General features: G+C 72.1%; 22 protein-coding genes. 11 read left to right on the plus strand and 11 right to left on the minus strand.

The window, feature by feature from the left end; translation table 11 throughout:
• The 4 genes from ACF1G2_RS18185 to ACF1G2_RS18200 all read right to left on the minus strand — a co-directional run bounded on the left by ACF1G2_RS18185 (position 1) and on the right by ACF1G2_RS18200 (position 4,432).
• Entirely contained in the window at positions 1 to 1,278 is a 1,278-nt protein-coding gene (locus ACF1G2_RS18185) for a YncE family protein (RefSeq protein ID WP_391799212.1), read from the minus strand.
• Positions 1,279 to 1,401: 123 nt separating this feature from the next.
• Complete coding sequence (locus tag ACF1G2_RS18190) at positions 1,402 to 1,611, minus strand: hypothetical protein (RefSeq protein ID WP_391799213.1); 210 nt, start codon at positions 1,609 to 1,611, stop codon at positions 1,402 to 1,404.
• Positions 1,574 to 2,053 (minus strand): (2Fe-2S)-binding protein, encoded by a 480-nt coding sequence (locus ACF1G2_RS18195; protein WP_391799214.1) that lies wholly within the window; start codon positions 2,051 to 2,053, stop codon positions 1,574 to 1,576. The genes ACF1G2_RS18190 and ACF1G2_RS18195 overlap by 38 nt, the downstream gene beginning before the upstream one ends.
• 15 nt (positions 2,054 to 2,068) lie before the next feature.
• Complete coding sequence (locus ACF1G2_RS18200) at positions 2,069 to 4,432, minus strand: molybdopterin cofactor-binding domain-containing protein (protein WP_391799215.1); 2,364 nt, start codon at positions 4,430 to 4,432, stop codon at positions 2,069 to 2,071.
• Between the two features lie 200 nt (positions 4,433 to 4,632).
• Here ACF1G2_RS18200 and ACF1G2_RS18205 point away from each other — a divergent pair, with 200 nt between their 5' ends.
• Positions 4,633 to 5,295 carry an NADPH-dependent F420 reductase gene (locus ACF1G2_RS18205; protein WP_391799216.1) on the plus strand — a complete coding sequence of 221 codons (663 nt, stop codon included), beginning with the start codon at positions 4,633 to 4,635 and terminating at the stop codon, positions 5,293 to 5,295.
• 60 nt (positions 5,296 to 5,355) lie between these two features.
• Here the strand turns inward: ACF1G2_RS18205 and ACF1G2_RS18210 are convergent, their stop codons facing one another.
• The gene (locus ACF1G2_RS18210; protein ID WP_391799217.1) at positions 5,356 to 6,273 is read right to left on the minus strand and encodes a glutamate ABC transporter substrate-binding protein; all 918 of its coding nucleotides are present in this window, start codon (positions 6,271 to 6,273) and stop codon (positions 5,356 to 5,358) included.
• 177 nt (positions 6,274 to 6,450) lie between these two features.
• Positions 6,451 to 6,867 (minus strand): hypothetical protein, encoded by a 417-nt coding sequence (locus ACF1G2_RS18215; RefSeq protein ID WP_391799218.1) that lies wholly within the window; start codon positions 6,865 to 6,867, stop codon positions 6,451 to 6,453.
• Positions 6,868 to 7,017: 150 nt separating this feature from the next.
• On the opposite strand from ACF1G2_RS18215, the gene ACF1G2_RS18220 reads away from it, so the two are divergent.
• Entirely contained in the window at positions 7,018 to 7,458 is a 441-nt protein-coding gene (locus ACF1G2_RS18220) for an OsmC family protein (RefSeq protein WP_391799219.1), read from the plus strand.
• Positions 7,459 to 7,615: 157 nt separating this feature from the next.
• Positions 7,616 to 8,245: a type 1 glutamine amidotransferase domain-containing protein gene (locus ACF1G2_RS18225; RefSeq protein WP_391799220.1), complete on the plus strand. Its 630-nt coding sequence runs from the start codon at positions 7,616 to 7,618 to the stop codon at positions 8,243 to 8,245.
• A gap of 30 nt (positions 8,246 to 8,275) precedes the next feature.
• On the opposite strand, the gene ACF1G2_RS18230 is transcribed toward ACF1G2_RS18225, so the two are convergent.
• Positions 8,276 to 9,721 (minus strand): carboxylesterase/lipase family protein, encoded by a 1,446-nt coding sequence (locus ACF1G2_RS18230; RefSeq protein ID WP_391799221.1) that lies wholly within the window; start codon positions 9,719 to 9,721, stop codon positions 8,276 to 8,278.
• A gap of 139 nt (positions 9,722 to 9,860) precedes the next feature.
• Here ACF1G2_RS18230 and ACF1G2_RS18235 point away from each other — a divergent pair, with 139 nt between their 5' ends.
• Positions 9,861 to 10,232 carry a hypothetical protein gene (locus tag ACF1G2_RS18235; RefSeq protein ID WP_391799222.1) on the plus strand — a complete coding sequence of 124 codons (372 nt, stop codon included), beginning with the start codon at positions 9,861 to 9,863 and terminating at the stop codon, positions 10,230 to 10,232.
• Positions 10,233 to 10,455: 223 nt separating this feature from the next.
• On the opposite strand, the gene ACF1G2_RS18240 is transcribed toward ACF1G2_RS18235, so the two are convergent.
• Together ACF1G2_RS18240 and ACF1G2_RS18245 are read right to left on the minus strand one after the other, a co-directional pair.
• Positions 10,456 to 10,986, minus strand: a complete 531-nt coding sequence (locus tag ACF1G2_RS18240) for a GNAT family N-acetyltransferase (protein ID WP_391799223.1) — start codon at positions 10,984 to 10,986, stop codon at positions 10,456 to 10,458.
• Positions 10,987 to 11,113: 127 nt separating this feature from the next.
• On the minus strand, positions 11,114 to 11,485 hold the full coding sequence (locus ACF1G2_RS18245; protein WP_391799224.1) for a cupin domain-containing protein: 372 nt from the start codon (positions 11,483 to 11,485) through the stop codon (positions 11,114 to 11,116).
• Between the two features lie 326 nt (positions 11,486 to 11,811).
• Here ACF1G2_RS18245 and ACF1G2_RS18250 point away from each other — a divergent pair, with 326 nt between their 5' ends.
• The 5 genes from ACF1G2_RS18250 to ACF1G2_RS18270 all read left to right on the plus strand — a co-directional run bounded on the left by ACF1G2_RS18250 (position 11,812) and on the right by ACF1G2_RS18270 (position 15,572).
• Positions 11,812 to 12,192, plus strand: a complete 381-nt coding sequence (locus tag ACF1G2_RS18250) for a VOC family protein (RefSeq protein WP_391799225.1) — start codon at positions 11,812 to 11,814, stop codon at positions 12,190 to 12,192.
• Positions 12,193 to 12,478: 286 nt separating this feature from the next.
• A complete protein-coding gene (locus tag ACF1G2_RS18255) occupies positions 12,479 to 12,865 on the plus strand; it encodes an SPW repeat protein (RefSeq protein ID WP_391799226.1) in 387 nt (128 codons plus the stop codon).
• 210 nt (positions 12,866 to 13,075) lie between these two features.
• Positions 13,076 to 13,432, plus strand: coding sequence for a DUF805 domain-containing protein (locus tag ACF1G2_RS18260; protein ID WP_391799227.1), 357 nt, complete (start codon positions 13,076 to 13,078; stop codon positions 13,430 to 13,432).
• Positions 13,433 to 13,633: 201 nt separating this feature from the next.
• On the plus strand, positions 13,634 to 14,926 hold the full coding sequence (locus ACF1G2_RS18265; protein ID WP_391799228.1) for an ATP-binding protein: 1,293 nt from the start codon (positions 13,634 to 13,636) through the stop codon (positions 14,924 to 14,926).
• 67 nt (positions 14,927 to 14,993) lie between these two features.
• Positions 14,994 to 15,572: a YdeI family protein gene (locus ACF1G2_RS18270; RefSeq protein ID WP_391799229.1), complete on the plus strand. Its 579-nt coding sequence runs from the start codon at positions 14,994 to 14,996 to the stop codon at positions 15,570 to 15,572.
• A gap of 19 nt (positions 15,573 to 15,591) precedes the next feature.
• Here ACF1G2_RS18270 and ACF1G2_RS18275 read toward each other — a convergent pair whose 3' ends face one another.
• A complete protein-coding gene (locus ACF1G2_RS18275) occupies positions 15,592 to 16,092 on the minus strand; it encodes a GNAT family N-acetyltransferase (protein WP_391799230.1) in 501 nt (166 codons plus the stop codon).
• Between the two features lie 162 nt (positions 16,093 to 16,254).
• Here ACF1G2_RS18275 and ACF1G2_RS18280 point away from each other — a divergent pair, with 162 nt between their 5' ends.
• Positions 16,255 to 16,905, plus strand: a complete 651-nt coding sequence (locus tag ACF1G2_RS18280; protein ID WP_391799231.1) for an NADPH-dependent F420 reductase — start codon at positions 16,255 to 16,257, stop codon at positions 16,903 to 16,905.
• Here the strand turns inward: ACF1G2_RS18280 and ACF1G2_RS18285 are convergent.
• The gene (locus ACF1G2_RS18285) at positions 16,902 to 18,131 is read right to left on the minus strand and encodes a hypothetical protein (protein ID WP_391799232.1); all 1,230 of its coding nucleotides are present in this window, start codon (positions 18,129 to 18,131) and stop codon (positions 16,902 to 16,904) included. The genes ACF1G2_RS18280 and ACF1G2_RS18285 overlap by 4 nt on opposite strands.
• A 198-nt stretch (positions 18,132 to 18,329) precedes the next feature.
• Here ACF1G2_RS18285 and ACF1G2_RS18290 point away from each other — a divergent pair, with 198 nt between their 5' ends.
• Positions 18,330 to 19,799, plus strand: coding sequence for a PP2C family protein-serine/threonine phosphatase (locus ACF1G2_RS18290; protein ID WP_391799233.1), 1,470 nt, complete (start codon positions 18,330 to 18,332; stop codon positions 19,797 to 19,799).
• The last annotated feature ends 195 nt before the right edge of the window (positions 19,800 to 19,994 follow it).

Genomic DNA, 19,994 nt, shown 5'->3' on the forward strand with positions numbered 1-19,994 from the left:
TCAGCGTGCCGTCGGGCCGGTCCAGTCGGCGGGGACGCGGGCGAGTCGGACGCGCTGGGGGTGGTCGCCGACCGAGACGGAGGCGACCTTGCGGCCGGTCGCGAAGTCGATCGCCGTCACCCGGTCCGTACCGCTCTCGGAGATGACGCAGGAGCGGCCGTCTCCGCTGACCGTCGCCCAGTAGGGCTTGGACGCCTCCACCAGCGGTCCCTCCTGCAGCGTCCCGCGGTCCACGACGGTGGCGTAGTCGTCCATCGTGGCGGCGACGCAGAGCTTGGAGCCGTCGGGGCTCATGGACATGCCGTGGTGGCGCGAGTCGTTCACCCAGGTGGTGCGGTCCGGGTCGGTGGCCGGGTTCTCGGGGAGCGTCTTGACGCGGGTGATCCGGTCGGTGGCGATGTCGTACTCGATGAAGCCGTTGAAGAACGAGACCTGGAAGTAGAGCTTCGACTCGTCGGGGGTGAAGGCGACGGGCCGGACGGCGTCGGAGAGGTCCTTGCGGCCGAAGGCGTCGAGCCGGGCGCGCATGTCGATGACGCGGACCTGCTCGAAGGTGCGGGTGTCCACGACGGTGATGCGGCGATCGCCCTTGGTCCAGTCCCAGAACGGGTCGTCGAGGGCGGTGGTGACCTCGCCGATGGCCATGTTCCAGAGGTGTCGCCCGTCGGCCGAGAAGACGTTCTCGTGCGGCTTGTCGCCGGTGGCGAAGGAGCCGACCTGCCTGCCCGTGGTGATGTCCAGCACGTGCACGGTGTTGGAGGTGGAGGCCGAGACCGCGACGCGGGTGCCGTCGGGCGAGACGGCCATGTGGTCGGAGCGGAAACCGGAGACGGGGAAGCGCCAGTTGAGCGCGCCGGTGCGGAGGTCGATGGAGACGACGTCGGCGAAGCTCGGCCGGGAGACGACCATCGCCGAGCCGTCCGGCGTGGCGTACATGTCGTCGACGAACTGGTCGTGGCCCTCGCCGGGGCCCTGGCGGATGCCCAGGAAGAAGGCGAGCTTGAGGGGGTTGAGTCCGATCTCCCACATGCGGCGATCACGGTCCGGTATGACGTTGATCCGGCCGATGCGCGCGAAGTCGCCGGAGGACTCGATGACGTCGGCCGTGCCGTCCCAGTTGTTCCCGACGAACATGACCTCGTGCAGCGCTCCGGGCGCCGTCGGTCCCGCGGGCGGGGCGGCGGCCACGGTGCCGCCGCCGCCGACGGTGAGCACGAGTGCGGTGGCGAACGAACCGAGCAGGAGGCGGCGTGCGCCTCGCGTCCGGGCAGCAGACATCGGTCTTCCTTCCATGAGGGCGTGCGGCACCAACTGCCCTGTTACCCAGGGCAACTTACCCGACAGTAAGGAGTACTGGCGCCACCCACAAGACTCGGAACGCGTCTGCTGTCACGTGAGGCGTCAGCCGTTGGGGAAGGCGCGCGCGATCAGCTTCTGGCGCAGGACGGCCCACTGTGCCGACATGACGTGCACCGGGTAGAGGTCGCGGCGGCGCGTCCAGGGCCGGCCGGACTCGGGGTCGTACGTACCGGGCGGCTCGATCCCCCGCGGACGCGCCGGGCGCCGTGTCCCGTTACGGCATGCGGCGGGCTCCCGCCACGATCGCCTCACGGATCCGGTTGTAGGTCCCGCAGCGGCAGATGTTGCGGATCTCGTCGAGGTCGGCGTCGCCGATCTCGCGGCCGGCCTCCCGCGCGGCGCGGACCTTGGCGACGGCCGTCATGATCTGTCCGGGCTGGCAGTAGCCGCACTGGACCACGTCGAGATCCAGCCAGGCCTCCTGCATCGGATGCAACTCCTCGCCCACGGTGGCGGGAAGTCCCTCGATGGTGGTGATCTCGTCGGTGGGGGCGATGTCCTTGACCGGGACGGAGCAGGGGTTGAACGCCTTGCCGTTGATGTGGCTGGTGCACGCCTGGCAGACGCCGAGCCCGCAGCCGTACTTGGGGCCCGTGACGCCGAGGACGTCCCTGAGCACCCACAGCAGCCGGACGTCGTCCTCGACCTCGGCCGTGACGGCCTTGCCGTTGAGGATGAAGGTGTGGTGCGGCACGGTGGCTCCTGGCTCCTAGAGGACGCGGTCGAGGCCGTCGACCGGCGACGCGGGGATCGGCGGGGTGGTGGGCAGCGGTTCGAAGGCGAGCGGTTCGGCGTGGTTGACGGGGAAGCTCGTCGGCATGGTGCCGGTGGCCCGCCCGTACGCGCATGCCACGGCGGCCATCGCGGCGGGGACGGCCAGCTCGCCGGCGCCGCCCGGCCGGTCGGAGGTCGGCGGCATGACGACGATCTCCAGCTCGGGCGGGGTGTTCCACTGTCGTGTGTAGAAGTAGTTGTCCCAGCTGCCCTCGAGGAAGTGTCCGTCGCGGAGGTGCAGTCCGGAGGTGAGCGCCAGGGCGATGCCGTCCACGATGCCGCCCGCCATCTGGGCTTCCAGGCCGCGCGGGTTGACGGCCAGACCGACGTCGACGGCGCAGACGACCTTGGTGACGCGCGGGCCGGTGTAGGCGTCGTGGATCTTCCGGCCGGTCGTCCCGGGCCGGCAGTCGATCTCGGCGAGTACGGCGACGAACGCGTGGTACTCGGGGTGCAGGGCGATGCCCTGGGCCACACCGGCGGGCAGGGACCGGCCCCAGCCGCCCACCTCCGCGACCTTGGCGAGGACGGCGCGGGCACGCTCGTCCTTCAGGTGCTTGCGGCGGAACTCGTACGCGTCCTTGCCCATGCGCCGGGCGAGTTCGTCCACGACCAGCTCCTGGGCGCAGCGGACGTTGGGCGAGTAGATGCCGCGCATGGAACCGGTGTTGAAGCCCTTGTCGGTCTCGCCGAGCAGCTGGGTGGTGACGCCGAGGTGGTACGGGCTCTGCTGCGTGAGCTGGAAGATCGTCTCGGAGAAGGTGAGGTCCCCCACGGGCAGCTGGGCGGCGGCGCCGGTGATGATCTCGCCGAGCCCGTGGCCGAAGTCGGTGGCCACGGAGGTGTGGCGCAGCTCGTAGGTGAGCACCTCGCCGAGCGAGTACGTCGCCCGGACCCGCGACGTCGACATGGGGTGCGTACGCCCCTGTCGGAAGTCGTCGGTCCGGTGCCACATCAGCTTCACGGGCTTTCCCATGGCCTGGGAGATCTCGGCGGCCTCGCGGGCCGCGTCGAAGAAGAGCTTGCGGCCGAACGACCCGCCGCCCTCGGTGACATGGACCGTGACGGCGGTGGGCGGGAGCCCGAGTGCGAGGGCGATCTGTTCCTGGGCGACGATCGGTGTCTTCAGGCTCGCCCAGATCTCGGCCGAATCCGTCCGTACGTCCGCGATGGCGCAGTTGGTCTCCAGGGCGCTGTTGCTGGAGAAGCCGAAGGTGAAGCGCACGTCGACGGCCTTGGTGAGCAGGGGCAACGGCGGTACGACCAGCGGCAGTTCCGCGGCACGCAGCTTCCGCTGGACGGACGCGTCCGAATCGCCCTCGGCGGTGCCGGGTCCCCAGGTGACCTTGAGGGCGCGGACGGCGTCGATGCACTGCCCGAAGGTGCGGCCGCGGACGGCGACGCCGGTGGAGATCCGTACGACGTCGGTGATGCCGGGCATGGCCCGGACCTCGCCCAGGTTGTCGACCGAGCGGACGGTGCCGTTGATCGTCGGCGGCCGGCAGACCATCGTCGGCAGGGCGTCGGGCACCTGCAGGTCCATGGTGAACGTCTTGCGGCCCGTCACGGCCTCCAGGGCGTCGATCCGGCGCCGGGAGGTGCCGATGACCTTGAACTCGGACGGCTTCTTGAGGGCGACCCCGACCGGGGTGTCGGTGTCGGCGGCCGCCTTCGCGGCGAGTTCGCCGTAGCCGACGCTCCGACCGGTCACCGTGGAGACGACCGCCCCCGCCTTCGCGGTGAGCGACCCCAGCAGCTCTCCGAGTTCGAGCGCGGCGGCGCGCAGCAGCCGGCCCCGGGCGACGGCGGCGGCGACGCGGATGGGGGTGAACGTGGAGATGGTGGTGTTGGAGGCGCCCGTCATCTGGTTGAACAGCAGCTCGGGGCGGGCGTCGGCGAGGGTCACCCGCACCTTCTCCAGGGGCAGGTCCAGCTCCTCGGCGATCACCATCGCGGTCGAGGTGGTGATGCCCTGGCCGACCTCGGCCCGGGGCAGGGCGAAGGAGGCGGTGCCGTCGGCCTCGATCCGGATGGTGATCAGGCCGGCGGTGGGCAGCGCGGCGTGCGTGAGCATGTCGTTGAGGTCGTAGATCTCGGACGGCCCGGGCAGCGAGGGCACCAGGGCGGGGGTCGCCGCAGCCGCCGGCGCAGGCGCGAGGACCGCCTCGCCGAGCTGGGCGGCGACGGTGAGGGTCGGTGCCGCGAGGACGTAGCCGAGGAACCGGCGCCGGCCCGTGCCGTCGGCCGGGGCGGTCTCCCCGTGCTGCGGATGCTGCCGCGCCTCGTCGCGCACTGTCATCGGCTGTCCTCTCGATGCACCTCGAAGTCGTCAGGATCATCGCGCACTTGGTGACCCCTGTCGCCCCGGAACGTCGCAGGATTCACTCCGGGCGCGCCGATCCCTCACGTCGCGGCGGCACAGGAGCGGGAATAGCCCACTCTGCGCCGCGGTTCCGGTCTTGCGTGGCACCCGCCGCACCCGCTCGGAAGGACGTTTCCATGAAGATCGGCATCATCGGCGCAGGCAACATCGGCGGCAACCTCGCCCGCCGCCTCACGGCGCTCGGCCACGAGGTGTCCGTGGCCAACTCCCGTGGCCCGGAGACCCTGACCGCCCTCGCCGAGGAGACCGGCGCGACGCCCGTCACGGTGGGCGAGGCGGCGCGCGGCGCGGAGATCGTGATCGTGACCGTTCCGCTGAAGGCGGTCCCCGACCTGCCCTCCGGTCTCTTCGAGGGCGCCGCCGAGGGCTTCGCCGTCATCGACACCCACAACTACTACCCGCAGCAGCGCGACGGCCGGATCGCCGCCATCGAGGACGACGGCCTGACCGAGAGCCGCTGGGTCGAGCGTCACCTCGGCCACCCGGTGATCAAGGCGTTCAACGGCACCTACGCCCAGGACATCCTCGACCGGCCGCTCCCGGCCGGTGACCCGGACCGCATGGCGCTGCCCGTCGCGGGCGACGACGAGGTCGCCAAGAAGACGGTCCGCGCCCTGATCGACCAGCTGGGCTTCGACACGGTCGACGCCGGCGGCATCGACGACTCCTGGCGCCAGCAGCCCGACACCCCGGTCTACGGTCTGCGAGCCGGGACGGAGGCGGTGGCGAAGGCCCTCGCCGAGGCCTCCCCCGAGCGGCCGGCCCCGTTCAGGGGCTGACGGCCCGGGTCGGCGCGGCGCGCCGTGGTGTGCCGCGCCGTGGTGTGCCGCGCCGTGGGGTCAGTCGGCGTACTCGGCCTTCGGCGGGCCCTCGGGATGGGCGCCGAGGGTCGGGGCCAGCCATCGGTCGTACGAGACCATCCACGGGCTGCCGGCGCCCCCCGCCCGATAGTCCTCCAGGATCGCGTTGACGCGGCGGACGAGGTCGGTGTCGCCCTTGTTCATGGCGACGCCGTACAGAGAGGTGTCCAGGCGCGGTCCGACGAGCCGGAGCGTGGGGTCCTGCGCGGCGAGTCCGGCGGCGAGCGTGGCGTGGGTGAGGATCGCGTCCACGGCCCCCTGTTGGAGTTCGACGAGACAGTCCAGGTGGCTCGACGTCTCCACGGCGACGGCGCCCGTACCCGACGAGCCGAGCAGGTCGACCGCCGAGCTGCCCTTGCTGAGGCAGACGCGCTTGCCGCGCAGCTTCGCGTCGAAGCCCGTGATCCGGGAGCCCTCGGGCACCAGGAGGCGGTGGCCGGTCTCGAAGTACACGCTGGAGAAGGCGACATCGGCCAGCCGCTCACAGGTGATGCTCATGGTGCGGACGATCACGTCGACCTGGCGGGCCTGCAGTCGCGGGATCCGCTGGCTGGGCGGCATGCTGACGAACCGGACCGTGGCCTTCGGGCCGAGGATGTCGCGGGCGATCGCCCGTACGAGGTCGACGTCGAAGCCGACCGGCTCCTGCGCGTCCTGGTCCAGCGAGGCCCAGAGATGGCTGTTGAGGTCCACGCCGGCGACGAGATGGCCGCGCTCGCGGATGCGCCGCACGGCCTCGCCGTCGACGCGTGAGGGGCTCGGTCCGGCCCGCCGTGGGTCGCAGGAGGGTTCGCGCGCGGCCGGCGCGGCGGCGGTCCTCAGGACGGTGGGGCGTGGGGCGTCCGCGGGTCCGGCCGTGCCGACGGCCGCGGGCACCGCGGTGAGAAGAGTCGCCATGAGCAGGAGCCAGAGGGCGAAGCGGCCTCGCGACAGGCCCCTCCCCCGCGGTGCCGACTCGGATCCAGCAGTCACACGCCCCACCCCCGCGCAGCCGACTCCCCTCCCTCAAGGCTACGCATCCATGACCCAACACGAGTGCACATACCGGGAGTTGGCCTGGTGTTGACCCAGGTTTCACCGACGCGGCAGGGCGGCCAGGTCACGCAGACGCGGCAGGGCGCGCAGCGCGGTCCGGACGGGCCTGACCTCGCGGACCGACAGGTCGGACCTGCCTTCCCGGACCGACAGGTCGGACCTGCCCTCCCGGACCGAGAGGTCGCGCAGTGCCCGGCGGGTGAGGACCGGGCGGGTCAGGCCGGACACCCCGGCCCGGCCCTCACGCGTCGGCCGTACGGCGCGCAGCTGGCAGCGGTCCAGTCGGGCGCGCTGGCCGCCACTGGTGATCAGGGCGTTCACCGGAGCCATCGGGTCCGCCCCCACGCTCCGCGCCAGCAGCATCCCGACGGCGAGCGGGAGCAGCGCGCCCGCCAGCGCCGCGCCGGTGGTCGTGACGTGCTGCATGCGGCTGGTGCGCCGGGCGTCGGAGATCATGGTCCTATTCGACCAGCGCGGCCGGGGGCCGGGTATCGGACGACGTACTCACTCGGGACCTGGCCACGTACTCAGGTGGGGACCGCGGAGTGCCGGATGCCCCGCGCCGCACGTTCGGACCCGTACACACACCGAGGAGCCCAGGACACCATGGCCGACTACCGCATCGAGACCCTCCGCACCGGCTACCGGCAGTGGACCGCCCGCAACGACCGAGGCGCGGAGGTGCGCATGGGGGCGGCGGACGATCCGGACGCGCAGCCCTCGTTCACCCCCGTGGAGCTGCTGCTCGCGGCCATGGGCGGCTGCGGCGGCATGGTGGTGGACCGGACGGCGCGCGCCGTGGACCACGACGACCTGCGGATCGTCGTGGAATCGGTCTCCGGACCGGAGGACGACGGCCGGGTGGGCCGGATCAGGGTCAGCTACGAGTTCGAACTGCCCGAGAGCAACCCGCGGGCCGCCGACGTCTTCGCCCGAGGGGTGCGGCTCACGCACGAGAAGTTCTGCACGGTGAGCCGCACGGTCGAGCACGGCGCGACGGTGGAGGCCGTCCTGCCCGACGGGACGATCGGCTTCCGGGCCGGCTGAGGGCCGCCGCGCGGCCGGGGCCGCGGGACGCCACACGGCCGACACTCGTTCGGTTCCGATCCGTCGATCCGTTCGTTTAGGAGCGCCGCGGGTGGTCAGTCGCGGAAGTGTGGCCGGACCACGGCCACTGACGGAGACCGGACGGGAGGCGTCGGCTGTGACGCTCGACGGAAAGCGAGTCCTCTTCCTCACGACCAACTACGGCACGGAACAGGACGAGTTGACGAAGCCGGTGGCCACACTGCGCGAGGCGGGCGCCGAGGTCACCGTGGCGGCGAAGAAGGCCGAACCCGTCGTCACGGTCGTGTCGGACCGGCGGCCGGGCGATGCCGTCGACCCGGACACGTCGTACGAAGAGGTGTCGGCGGACGCGTACGACGCGGTGGTCGTGCCGGGCGGGACCGTCAACGCGGACCGGCTGCGGACGGACATGACGGCCCAGCGGCTGGTGGCCGCCTTCGCGGACGCCGGGAAGACCGTGGCCGCGATCTGTCACGGACCGTGGCTGCTCATCGACAGCGGGCTGGTCGCGGGGAAGGAGATCACCTCCTACCCGTCGGTCAGGACCGATCTCGTGAACGCGGGCGGGACCTGGCGGGACAGCGAGGTCGTCGTCGACGCGTCGGGCGGATTCCGCCTGATCACCTCGCGCACGCCGGCCGATGTGCGGCCGTTCGCGGAGGCGGTCGTCGAGGCGCTCGTCGCGGGCCCGCCCGGACCGGCGGGCCCTCGGCCGCGCAGCGCCGAGACGGGACTCACCGAGACGGGGCTCCCCGCGCCGACGTGAGCGCGGCGCTCGGGGAGCCCGCGCTGCGGGTCAGCGGAGCCAGATGTCGCGGACCCGCTGCAGCGGGTCCGGTTCCACACGGGGCTCGGCGTCCCAGACCATCGTGGCGCGCTCGTCGGCCGTGTAGCACGGCCAGGACGCGCCCGGGTCCTGGTCCCGCACGAAGGAGACCCAGGCGCGGTGCATCGCGTCGGCGAGGACGCGGGGCGGAGCCTCGCCCGCCACGGCGGTGACACCCTCCGCGTCCAGGAGGTCGAAGGCGTACGGCAGGTCCAGGCAGTGGAAGGCCGTGCCGTTGACGGGCGACTCCCACACGAACTCGTACAGCCAGGTGGGGCGCCCGCGCTCCGCCCGGGCGTCGGCGAGGGCCAGGGCGGGGGCGCGGAAGGTGGCGTCGGTCAGGGCCTGGCCGAACAGCGCGGCCGGGTCAGCCGCCCCGTAGGCGGTGGTGAACGAGCCGAGCCGGTCCTCCGGCAGCCCGAGCGCCCCCAGGAGGACCGGCACAGGCGGGCCGTCGGGGCCCGGGGCGGGGAAGGCGTTGAACTCGTGGGCCGTGAAGCCCAGCATGAGCGGGACGTCCGCGCCCGCCTCGCCGGTCGTCAACGCGTCGAGAACCGGCTCCGGGATCAGCTCGCCGTCCGCGAAGGGCGCCAGGGACAGCAGCGGCGGCAAGCCCTCGCGGTCCGGGCCCGGTACGCCCATCAGGTCCTGCAGGTCGAGGAGTTCGTCGTCGCTCAGGTCGCGGAGCGCCGCGGCGGTGGCGGGTACGCCGGTACGCGCCGTGAAGAGACGGGACGCCGCGCGGGCGACCTCGGGGCCGTCGGGGCGCATGACGGCTCCGGAGACGGAGAGCGCGCCGCGGAACAGGTCGCGGGCCGCCGGGACGGCGAGCAGGGTCTGCACGGCGCCGCCTCCCGCCGACTGGCCGGCGACGGTGACCTTGGCCGGGTCGCCGCCGAAGCGGGCGATGTTGTCGCGGACCCATTGGAGGGCGGCGATCCAGTCGCGGACGCCTCGGTTGTCGGGGGCGTCCGCGAGGTGCAGGAAGCCCTCGATGCCGAGCCGGTAGCCGAGGGAGACCAGGATGACGCCGTCACGGTTGAAGGCCGATCCGTCGTACCAGGGGCTGGCCGCCGACCCCGCCACGTAACCGCCTCCGTGGATCCACACCAGGACGGGGAGCCCGGCCTCGGGATCGGTGCGCGGCGTGAAGACGTTGAGATTGAGGATCCCGGTGCCTGGGACGGAGGGCTCCGGGACCGTGGTGACGTCGGCGAAGGGCCGGCGCTGGGCGGTCGGCCCGTAGGCGGTGGCGTCCAGCGGTTCGGTCCACGGCTCCGGCGGCACGGGCGCCGCGAACCGGAGGGCGCCGACGGGCGGCTGCGCATAGGGGATGCCGAGGAAGCGGAGGCTTCCGTCGGGGCGGCGCTCACCGCGTACGGGCCCGCGGGTGGTGGTGACGGTGGTGACGGTCATGCGAGCAGCGTCCGGCCGGGGATCGGCCGCGTCAACGCCTGAAGCAGGAAGGTGACACGTGTCACTTACGCGTGTCAGCCGTGACTGTGCCTGAAATCGGGTCGCCCTGGGTACAGGTCGTTCGACGCAAGGGGGTCGGGTGGCGACGGGACTGCACGCGGAGACGGTCGTGGGGATGCTGGTCGTCGCCGCCGGGGCCGGCCTCATGGCGCTGGGCGCCGTCCGCCAGGGCCGCGCGGTCCGGCCGCCCGCCCCGGCGCGGGCATGGGCCGCCACCCGGCGCGAACAGGAGCGGGTGCTGCGGAGGGCGGCCGTCATGGCGATCGCGTCGGCCCGCGCGGCGGCGGGACCGGGAGAGCCGGTGATCGTCACGGTCGAGGACGTGCTGCGCCTGGCGGACGAACACCTCGCCCACCCGGACATGGACCCCCGCCTCGCGGCAGCCGCGCTCCGTGACGCGTACGAACGCGGCGCGTGCGCCCGGGACTGCGTGACGGACGCGTACGGCTGACAGGCCATCACCCTGGGCTCGAGCTCCTGGGCACCTCCGACCCGCCGGCCGCACTGAGCCGGGCCGGGCGGGGCGGGGGCGCGCAGCCGGCGCGGGGCACACCGCGGGTCGGAGGCGTGCGCGGGGACCGCGCCGAGGGGCCGAAAGAACCGTCAGGAGCGGAGACGCCGTGCTCGCCGTGGGCGCCGTGCTCGCCGTGGGCGCGTCCCGGTCGCCACCGGGCTCACAGGGTGATCCAGTAGCGGCGCTTGCGGCCGATCTCCGTGTCGCGGGTGTCTTCGAGCACCCCGCCGTTGCGCTCGATCGTGCGGGCGGAGGGCACGTTGTCGTCGTCGCAGGTCACCAGGACCCGGTCGAGGCCGAGGGCTCGGGCCTCGGGAAGGACCGCCCCGAGGGCCCAGGTGGCGAGTCCGCGACGGCGGGCGGAGGGCCGGACGCTGTAGCCGATGTGTCCGCCGGCCCTGAGCAGGAAGTCGTTGAGTTCGTGGCGCAGGTCGATCGCGCCGGCGTACGCCCCGTCCTCCACGATCCACCAGTGCGTGGCGCGCACCCGCCCCTGGGCCAACGGCCGTGTCGGGTCACCCTGTTCCCGCAGTCGGCCGACCCAGGACGCGAAGATCTCGGGCACGGCGAAAGCCTCTTCCTCCGCCAGCCTCATCCCCGCTCCGGACTGATGGGCGCCGGGGCTCCACTCGGCGTGCGCTTCGAGCCAGGAGCGATGAAGGCGAGCTGTGGGGGCGATCAGTTCGGGCATGCGGGCGACGATAACAGGCCAATGGCCCCGTTGATCAGGGCTTTTCGGCAGCCGTTCGAGGTGTCCCGCGGACGGCCGGCGGTGCGGCGACGCACTCGACCACCCCGGCCGCCGCCCGCCGCGCCCGTCAGCTCTTCTTCGGTGCCGCGTAGTCCAGGAAGCCGGCCCAGTCCACCACGACGCAGGCCTCGTCGCCGAGGACCCACGCGTCGTGTCCCGGCTTGACGGCCATGAAGTCGCCGGGGCCTATCTCGGCCGACTCCCCGTCTTCCATCACGACCTTCATCCGACCGCTGACGACATACCCGACGTGCGATGCCTCGCAACTGTCCGTCCCGGCAATGGGCTTCACGTGCTGGGACCACTTCCAGCCGGGCTCGAACACGGCACGCCCGACCGGACCGCTTTCCGCGTTGATCAGGTCGAGCCTGCCCTTGGAGTCCTCGAAGGGACGCGTCTCATCTGCGGAGTCGAAGCTCCGGGACACGATTCCGGTCATGTTCGTCCGCCTCCCGGGCGGTGGGACGTTGCAGACCCCGAGTCCACTTCCAGATTACGCCGGGGGACGCGGCGGGACCTCTCGCCGCCCGGCCCGAGAACGCCGTTGCCCGCACCGATGATCATGGGTTAGCGTGCTCGTATGACTGCCGGGTCGGCCATGGGCCGCGAGCGAGTGAGGCACCCGGCCTTGGCGTGACCGCCGCCGGGCGGGCGCGAGGCCCGCCTCGGTCGTCTTCCACGCACGCGTACGCGTTCCCACGCCATGTACGCACGCGACGAGCCCCATCAGGAAGACACCGACGCAGCCTTTCGAGAGGACCCTTCGTGGCCATCGAGCTCAACCACACTGTCGTATACGCCCGTGACAGGCGGGCCTCCGCCACGTTCCTGGCCGAGGTGCTCGGCCTGGAGGTCGGCGCACCCTTCGGTCCGTTCCTGCCGGTGGAGACCGGCAACGGCGTCACCCTCGACTACTACGAGTCGGCGGACGCGTTCACCCCGCAGCACTACGCCTTCCTCGTACCCGACGAGGAGTTCGACGCCATGATCGGGCGGCTCGAGCGGATGGGGGTCACGTACTACGCGGACCCGAGCCACACCGAGCCCGGGCAGGTCAACCACCTCTTCGGCGGCCGCGGCGCCTACTTCGACGACGCCGACGGTCACAACATGGAGATCATCACCCGTCCGTACAGTCGCGGCTGATCACGACGACGGCTGTCCGCATATCCGTACGGCGATGCGCGTGACTTCGGGAAATGTTCATTCGAAGATCATTTCTTTGGTGGTTACGCGCATATCCGTGCCGCCGTTTCTGTGCGAATCCCCTATCGGGTACATCTACACATAAAGGCCAGATAAGCGCACAATGAAACCGCGGCTCGATGCCGCAAGCGCGATCAGACGTGCAAGACGCCAGAAGGAGGCGAGTCGTATGTCTGACGTCTCTCACCGTCCTGGTGACATGAGGGGACATCCCGACGCATCTGAAATGCGTGACCGCTACTCCCGAGTGCTCCAGACCCGTGGTGTCGCCGCGGTCGAGGAACTGATCATGGTGGCCGGCATCTGGGCCGCGATCTCCGCGTACACGGTTCACTTCGCAGGCCTCCACCCGGACCTCGCCCTCAACAACCTGATCGTCGGCATCGCCCTCGCGGGGCTCGGACTCTGTATGTCGATGGCCCCGGAGCGGTCGCAGGACCTGAACTTCGTCGCCCTGCTCGCCGGCGTCTGGCTGATCATCTCGCCCTGGGTGGTCGCCCGGGACGTGGACACGGGAGCGATCGTCAGCAACGTCATCACCGGCGCGTGCGTCTGCCTCTTCGCGCTCACGGCGGGCGGACTCCTCATGAGCAAGTCCAGGAGAGCGACATAAGGCTCTGATCCTCTCCCAGAACGGCGCCGTGTCCCGCACGGGATACGGCGCCGTCGCCTTGTCACATTCGCAAGACCAGACACATCAGCCACCGACTCCCCACCCCAGGTAACGAATTGACCGATGGCGTTTCGGCCACTGGAGTTCTGCGCAAGCTTGCTCCACAGAGACAGGCTCCCGCTTGCGTTTCCCAGTCCTTGGGGGGAATAAGTGAACTGGTACCTCGACGTTCTCAAGAAGTACGCGGTATTCACCGGCCGTGCGCGCCGCCAGGAATACTGGATGTACATGCTGTTCAACGTGATCGTGTACATCGTCCTGGCGGTCCTCGACGCGGTGCTCACCACGGCGCCGCTGCTGACCGGCATCTACGCGCTGGGCGTGCTGCTGCCGACGCTCGGCGTGACGGTCCGCCGTCTGCACGACACGGGCCGCTCCGGCTGGATGATCCTGATTGGCCTGATCCCGCTGGTCGGCGGGATCATCCTCATCGTCTTCTACGCGACCGAGGGCAACCAGGCCGACAACGCCTACGGCCCGAACCCGAAGCTCGCGCCCGCGTACTGAGCCGCACCACGACGAAGCCCCCGGAGGATTCCCTCCGGGGGCTTCGCCCGTTCCGGACGCGCACGCGCGCGCCGTCCGGCCAGTGACGCTTCGTAGCACTTGCCGCGTGCGCCTTGTGCACCGTGGCACACGACCCGCCCCCTCCCCCGCCCCTAGCCTCGCCGCAACGGTTCGAAATCGAACGAACGAGGGGCGGTACCGGTGAACTGGCTCATCCACGACTACCGCGAGAGCGATCTCGCCGCGGTCGTCCATCTGATCGACACCACGGCCGAGCTCGGCCAGGAGTCCGTGTTCTCCCTGGCCGAGTGCATCAGCGCCCTGACCTCCCGCCAGCCCGCCGTCGTCGCCGTCCATCAGGGCGTCCCCATCGGGGCGGCCCTCGCCTGTGTCTCCGGCGAACGGGCCTGGGTGATGCGGATCGCCATCTCCTCCGCCTGGCGTGGCCGGGGGCTCGCCAGCGCCCTGCTCGTCGAGCTGGAACGACGGCTGGTCGCGGCGCGGGTCGGGCGGATCGCGTACGTCCTGCCGGAGGAGGACCTGCTCGGCGAGGGCCTGCTCAACGCCGGCTACACCCGCCAGCCCGCCGTCGCGTATTTCGAGAAGGTCGAGCCGCTGCACGGCCCGGCCGCCAACCTCCTCGACGACCTGGGCGGACGGCTGCTGCCGGGCGACCTGTGGGCCAAGGTCGCGGGCATGGAGCGGGAGAAGGACCTGATCGAACGGCGCGTCGTGCTTCCGCTGGCCGAGCCCGAGCGGGCGGCTCGGCACGGAGTTCGGCCGCCGCGCGCGGTGGGGCTCTTCGGCCCGCCGGGCACCGGCAAGACGACGTTCGCCCGGGGCATCGCCTCGCGCCTCGGCTGGCCGTTCGTGGAGATCCTGCCGTCCCGGCTCGCCGACGAGGGCAATCTCGCGGCGGCCCTGCGCTCGGCGTTCGCGCGGATCGCCGAACTGGAGCGCGTACTCGTCTTCATCGACGAGGTCGAGGAGATCGCCCCGGTCCGTCAGGAGCCCGCGCAGCCCGGTGGCATGCACGGCGTGACCAACGAACTCCTCAAGCTCATCCCGGGGTTCCGTGAGCGGGACGAGCGGTTGCTCGTCTGCGCCACGAACTCGATCCGCTCCCTCGATCCGGCCTTTCTGCGCCCGGGACGCTTCGACTACCTGATCCCGATCGGCACACCGGACAAGGCGGCCCGCGCCGCGATCTGGGCGCGGTACACCGAGGGCCGGTCCGACGTCGACATCGACGAACTGGTTTCCGCGAGCGATCTGTTCACGCCCGCCGACATCGAGCACGCCGCGCGGATCGCCGCCCAGAACTCCTTCGAGCGCGATCTGGTCGCCGTCGGCGGCCGCCCGGTGAACGACGACCGGCTGCCGGGCGCGACCACGGCCGACTATCTGGAGGCGATCGGCCAGTGCCGGCCGACGGTGACACCGGAGATGATCACCCAGTTCGAGTCGGACATCACCACCCACGCCCGGTTCTGACGCAGCGTCACTACGGCCTGGTGAGGAGGCCGCCCGTATGTCCGGGGCCGGCGCCTATCGTGGTCCCATGGAGCGGTACGAGGGACTCGAACTGATCACCGTCACGAGGGCCGCGGAGCTGGAGGCGTGGCTGGAGGCCCACCACGCCGACACACCCGGGGTCTGGCTGCGGATCGCCAAGAAGGGCGGGGGAGGCGAGTCGCTGACGATTCCGGAGATCCTCGACTGCATGCTCTGCTTCGGCTGGATCGACGGGCAGCGCAAGGGCGGGGACGGGGTGTACTACGTGCAGAAGTACACCCCGCGCAGAGCGGGCAGCCTCTGGTCGCGGGTGAACGTGCGCAAGGTCGAGGCACTCACGGCGGCCGGCCGGATGCGCGCGCCGGGGCTCGCCGAGGTGGCGGCCGCCCAGGCGGACGGCCGGTGGGGCGCCGCGTACCCGTCGCAGGCGGAGGCGACCGTACCGGACGATCTGGCGGCGGCCCTTGCGGCCGACGAGCGGGCGCGGCTCTTCTACGAGGGGCTCGGCAGGACCGATCAGTACCTGGTGATCCTTCGGCTGTGGCAGGCCCGCACCCCGAAGGGCCGGGCGCAGCGGCTCGAGCGGATGGTGGCGAAGCTGGCGGCGGGCGAGAAGGTCCGTTGAGGGGCGCGGGCCGAGGGGTTCAGCGCCGGCGCCGGTAGAGGACCTGGTGGGCGTCGTGTTCGACGAAGGACGCGGCGTGGGTCATGCCGACGGCTTCGAGGAGCCGCCGGGAGGGGCGGTTCGCCTCCTGCGTCAGGGCGACGACACTCGGCGTGCCGCGGAGCGTGGCGTCGAGGACGGCGGCGACGGCCTCGCGGGCGTAGCCGTGCCCCCAGTGCTCGGGCAGGAACTGGTACGAGATCTCCGTCTCCCCGTCCCTCGCGCCGGGCTCGACGGTCACGAGCCCGAGCAGCACCCCGTCGGCGGCCCGCACCACGGCGTGCACGCCGGCCGCACCGACGACTCGTCGCTGGCGGATCCGTACGACCTGCTCGGTGACCGGCCCGCCAAGATGCCGCCGTACCTCGGGGTCGGTCCACAGCCGGGTGACGGCCGGCACGTCGGCCGCGCGCACGGGGCGCAGCAGCAGGCGCTCGGTGGTGAGGGCGTCGGCCGGCGCGGAGGAGGAAGAGGCGTGCATACGTACGATCATCGCAGCCCGGACCCTCCGGTCGTGCGGCGCGTGGCGGCGGCCGGTCCGGCCCGAGACACCCCCTGGGCCTCGGGGCCTACGTCCTCGAGCCGTGCGGGCCCGACCAAAGTCCGATGCGGCACCGGGCGGGCGGCGCCTAGCGTCGTGGCCATGCGAATCGGAATTCTCGGCACAGGGAATGTGGGACGGGCGCTGGCGGCGGGCTGGGTCCGCGCGGGCCATGACATCGTCCTCGGGTCACGGCGGCCCGAGGACCCGGAACTGCTCACGGAACTGAGGGAGCTGCTGGACGCGGGGGTCCGGGTCGGTGATCCGGCGGCGGCCGCGACGCACGCGGAGGTCCTGGTGAACGCCACGCCGGGGACGGCTTCGGTGCCGCTTCTGGAGTCGGTCGGCGCGTCCGCGCTGGAGGGGAAGGTGCTGCTGGACGTCGCCGTCGGCTTCCTGGAGGACGAGTCGCTCTCGCACCCCGTGGTCAGCCTCGGAGAGGAGATCCAGCGGGCGTTCCCCGGGACGCGCGTCGTCAAGACGCTCTGCACGGTCGACCGGGTCGTGATGGTCGCACCGCACTCCCTCGAGGGGCCGAGCACGCTCTTCCTGTCCGGCGACGACGACGCGGCCAAGGAGACGGTGAGCGGTCTGCTGCGTGATCTGGGCTGGCCCCAGGACTCACTGCTCGACCTCGGCGGCATCGCCACCGCGCGCGGCCAGGAACACTTCGCGCTCCTCTTCATCGGGATCGCCCTGTCGACGAAGACCTTCGGCTTCGGCATCCGAGTGGTCCGTCCCGCGGCGACCTAGGAGACCGGCCCGCCCTCGCCTGTGAGCGCGGGCACCGCGGTGACGGGACCGGTGGGGGCGTGACCTGTGGGCGCTGACTCGGCGGGTCCTTCCATCCTGCGTCGGAGCGCGGCGAGCGCGCCGGCCGTGCGGCCCGGCACGCGGTGCCGCAGCGCGACGAGGGCGGGGCCGAGCGCGTGGGCGCGCGCGGGGTCCGTGATGCGCTCCCACTGGTGGTGTGCCCGGTCCACGGCGCCCTCCACGTCCGGGTCCTGAGGCGCCTGGCCCAGGTCGAGCCTGGCCTGGGCCGCACCGATCCACAACTCGCAGCTGCGCGCGGGCTCCCCGGCCAGCCGCGCGAGGTCGGCACGGACCTCCTGCCAGTGCAGGGCCTCCCGCGACCGTGGACCGTACCGCCGCAGCGCCTCCTGCTCCCAGGCCACGGCCACCGCCACGGCCTCCCCGTGCCGCCCCGCCCGCGCGGCGGCGAGAATCGCGGGGTGCGGATCGGGACGGGGGTGAGGAACCGGGTCGCGGTCGGCGGCCGGAGCCACCGCCTGGGCGGGAGCGACCGGTCCACCGTGCGCGGGCGGAGCCGCTGTCTCCGGCGTCATGTACAGCGCGGGCCCCGGGCCCATCCGGGCGGCCGCGGCCGCGTGCAGGTCCGGGAGCGGGGGCCGGGCTCCCGTGCGCCAGACCGTGGCGAAGTGACGGAGGTAGTCGGGCGTCGTGGGAGCGCCGCGCCTCGGTGCCGGGGCGACCCGCCCGTACAGCTGTACGTCCGGCCCCAGGGAGAGGAGACCGGGCGTGGAGCCGAGGCTCTCCCACAGCTCCGCGTCCGCGACCAGGTCGGCGACGACGCTCGTCGTTCCGGGCCGTCGGACCGCGAGTTCGCCCGCGAGCCAGTGCCACGGCAGGCCCGTGTAGCGCAGGGTCGTCGCCGTACTCCGCGCCAGCGCCAGGTGCGGCAGGTGTTGACGGCGGTCAAGCTGGAGTTGACCGGCGAGGTGGACGGAGAGCGGTCCCGGCGCGGCGGCGGCCGCGCGCAGACGTGTCAGGACGGTCTGCGGGTCGAGCGGGTCCGCCAGTTCGACGACCGTCGCGACCGGCGTACCGGTCAGCGCGCCGGGCGGTACCGCCGCAAGGGCGGGGAGTACGGACGCCGCGTCGATCGCCCGGCCCCGTCCCGCCGGCGCCGCCGCGAGCAACAGCGCCGTCCCCACCGTGTCCACCTCGTCGTTCACCACCCCAGCACCGTAACCTTCCCACGGTGTCGCTCCGTTACCACCTCGATGGCCGATAATCGACGGGCCGTTGGCATATGTCAGAAGCACCACCGTATCGAGTGTTGCCAAATCCCTTACGGGGTGTCTCCGCCTGTGCAACAGTCGTATCCGGGCCTCGTTCCACCGCTTGCCCGCGTCGCGCCTGTATCGGAGTACGACATGCCGTCCCCTCTCTACGCGGACCGTCCAGCCCAGCCGCCGGAGCCCGGCACCGTGGACGCGCTGATCTCGCAGACCCGCCGTCTGCGCGGTGACGTGGACGCCGTGCGCCGGGACGCGGTCCTGGACGAGGACGACCCGAAGAACCGCTGGCAGCGTGCGCTCTGCGACCTGGCTGTACATCAACTCGACGACCTGGGCGCCCACTTGGGCCAGCTCAAGGCCGGCGTCCCCGACGAGCTTCCCGCCACCTCCGGTGCCGATGTCATCGAGGTGGAGGCCGAAGGCCTCTCGGACCCCGGCGCCGCCTACGGCGTCCCGGCCCCGCGCACCGGCTCCCTCCTCAGCCGCGTCGGCAGCGCCGAGTGGAACCTGCTGAACGACGAGGTGAGCTGGTCCGAGGAGCTGTACCAGATCTTCGGCCGGAACCCCGAGAGCGGCCCGATGTCGCTGGACGAACTTCCTTCGATGGTGTTCGCCGAGGACCAGTCCCTGCTCCAGGCGATGGTGACGGACTGTCTGATCGACGGGAAGCCCATCGACGGCGAGTTCCGCATCGTCCGCACCGACGGCCGGGTCCGTACGCTCCACATGATGGGCGAGCCGGTCCTCGACTCCGACGGCTGCACGGCCTCCATGTGGGCCGTTCTGCGTGACGTCAGCGAGCTGCGCCGAAGCGAGCGCGCCGTCCGCGAGTCCCGGGACAGCCTGCAGCGCCGTCGCCACATCGAGCGCACCGAGCGTCGCGTCGCCGTCGAGCTCCAGGAGGCCGTGCTGCCTCCGTGGCGCGGCTCCCTGCGCTTCGCCCACGGCGGCCCGGGCGCCCCGCTCGACGTGGCGGGCCACTACCTGCCCGCCGCCTCGACCGGTCTGATCGGCGGCGACTGGTACGACGCGCTGGCGCTCCCCGACGGCGACGCGCTCCTGACGGTCGGTGACCTCACCGGTCACGGGGTCTCAGCGACCTCCTCCATGGCGATGCTCCTCGGCGCGCTGCGCGGCATGGCCGTGGCCGGAATTCGCCCTGGCGCCCTGATGGGTCATCTGAACCAACTGCTGGAGTCGGCGGTGCAGCCGGCGCTCGGCAGCGCGATGTGCTGCCGCTACGAACCGGTCAGCCAGACCCTCTCCTGGGCTCAGGCAGGGCACCCCGCCCCGCTGCTCTTCCGCGACGGCACGGGGCGCGCCCTGAAGCGGCCCGACGGCGTGCTCCTGGGAGCGACGGCCGGGTCCGCGTACGAGGAGGCCGAGATCCGGCTGCTCCCCGGGGACCTGCTGATGCTGCACACGGACGGGCTGACCCGCCGCGGCGGCTTGGACGACACGGGTACGCAGCGACTGCTCGCGCTGGCTCCGCGGCTGGCCGGGGCCCGCGACGCGCAGGACTGTGTACGGTCGGTGGTGGAGGAGTTCGGCGAGGCACCGCGCGAGGACGACGCCTGCCTGATGGTGGTCCGCGTCGGCCACTAGCTCCACTGCGGGCCGCTGCTCCACTGCGGGAGCACGGGCTCCGCGGCGGGGCCACAGGCTCCACAGCCGGCACGAGCTCCGCGCCGGGCCGTCGAACCCACGCAGAGACCAGCTCGCTCCGGCCCTCGGGTCCGCGGGCCGCGGTGCCACCCCGCACCGGCGAGCGAGCCCCCTTGGCGAGCACCCCTCAGGAGG

The sequence above is a fragment of the Streptomyces sp. NPDC013457 genome, from assembly GCF_043089925.1.
Taxonomy (GTDB): domain Bacteria; phylum Actinomycetota; class Actinomycetes; order Streptomycetales; family Streptomycetaceae; genus Streptomyces.

Coding starts and splice junctions, on each gene's coding strand:
- ACF1G2_RS18185 (WP_391799212.1), bottom strand. CDS start 1,278: ATGTCTGCTGCCCGGACGCGAGGCGCACGCCGCCTCCTGCTCGGTTCG.
- ACF1G2_RS18200 (WP_391799215.1), bottom strand. CDS start 4,432: ATGACAGTGCGCGACGAGGCGCGGCAGCATCCGCAGCACGGGGAGACC.
- ACF1G2_RS18205 (WP_391799216.1), top strand. CDS start 4,633: ATGAAGATCGGCATCATCGGCGCAGGCAACATCGGCGGCAACCTCGCC.
- ACF1G2_RS18210 (WP_391799217.1), bottom strand. CDS start 6,273: ATGGCGACTCTTCTCACCGCGGTGCCCGCGGCCGTCGGCACGGCCGGA.
- ACF1G2_RS18215 (WP_391799218.1), bottom strand. CDS start 6,867: ATGATCTCCGACGCCCGGCGCACCAGCCGCATGCAGCACGTCACGACC.
- ACF1G2_RS18220 (WP_391799219.1), top strand. CDS start 7,018: ATGGCCGACTACCGCATCGAGACCCTCCGCACCGGCTACCGGCAGTGG.
- ACF1G2_RS18230 (WP_391799221.1), bottom strand. CDS start 9,721: ATGACCGTCACCACCGTCACCACCACCCGCGGGCCCGTACGCGGTGAG.
- ACF1G2_RS18240 (WP_391799223.1), bottom strand. CDS start 10,986: ATGCCCGAACTGATCGCCCCCACAGCTCGCCTTCATCGCTCCTGGCTC.
- ACF1G2_RS18245 (WP_391799224.1), bottom strand. CDS start 11,485: ATGACCGGAATCGTGTCCCGGAGCTTCGACTCCGCAGATGAGACGCGT.
- ACF1G2_RS18255 (WP_391799226.1), top strand. CDS start 12,479: ATGCGTGACCGCTACTCCCGAGTGCTCCAGACCCGTGGTGTCGCCGCG.
- ACF1G2_RS18270 (WP_391799229.1), top strand. CDS start 14,994: ATGGAGCGGTACGAGGGACTCGAACTGATCACCGTCACGAGGGCCGCG.
- ACF1G2_RS18275 (WP_391799230.1), bottom strand. CDS start 16,092: ATGCACGCCTCTTCCTCCTCCGCGCCGGCCGACGCCCTCACCACCGAG.
- ACF1G2_RS18280 (WP_391799231.1), top strand. CDS start 16,255: ATGCGAATCGGAATTCTCGGCACAGGGAATGTGGGACGGGCGCTGGCG.
- ACF1G2_RS18290 (WP_391799233.1), top strand. CDS start 18,330: ATGCCGTCCCCTCTCTACGCGGACCGTCCAGCCCAGCCGCCGGAGCCC.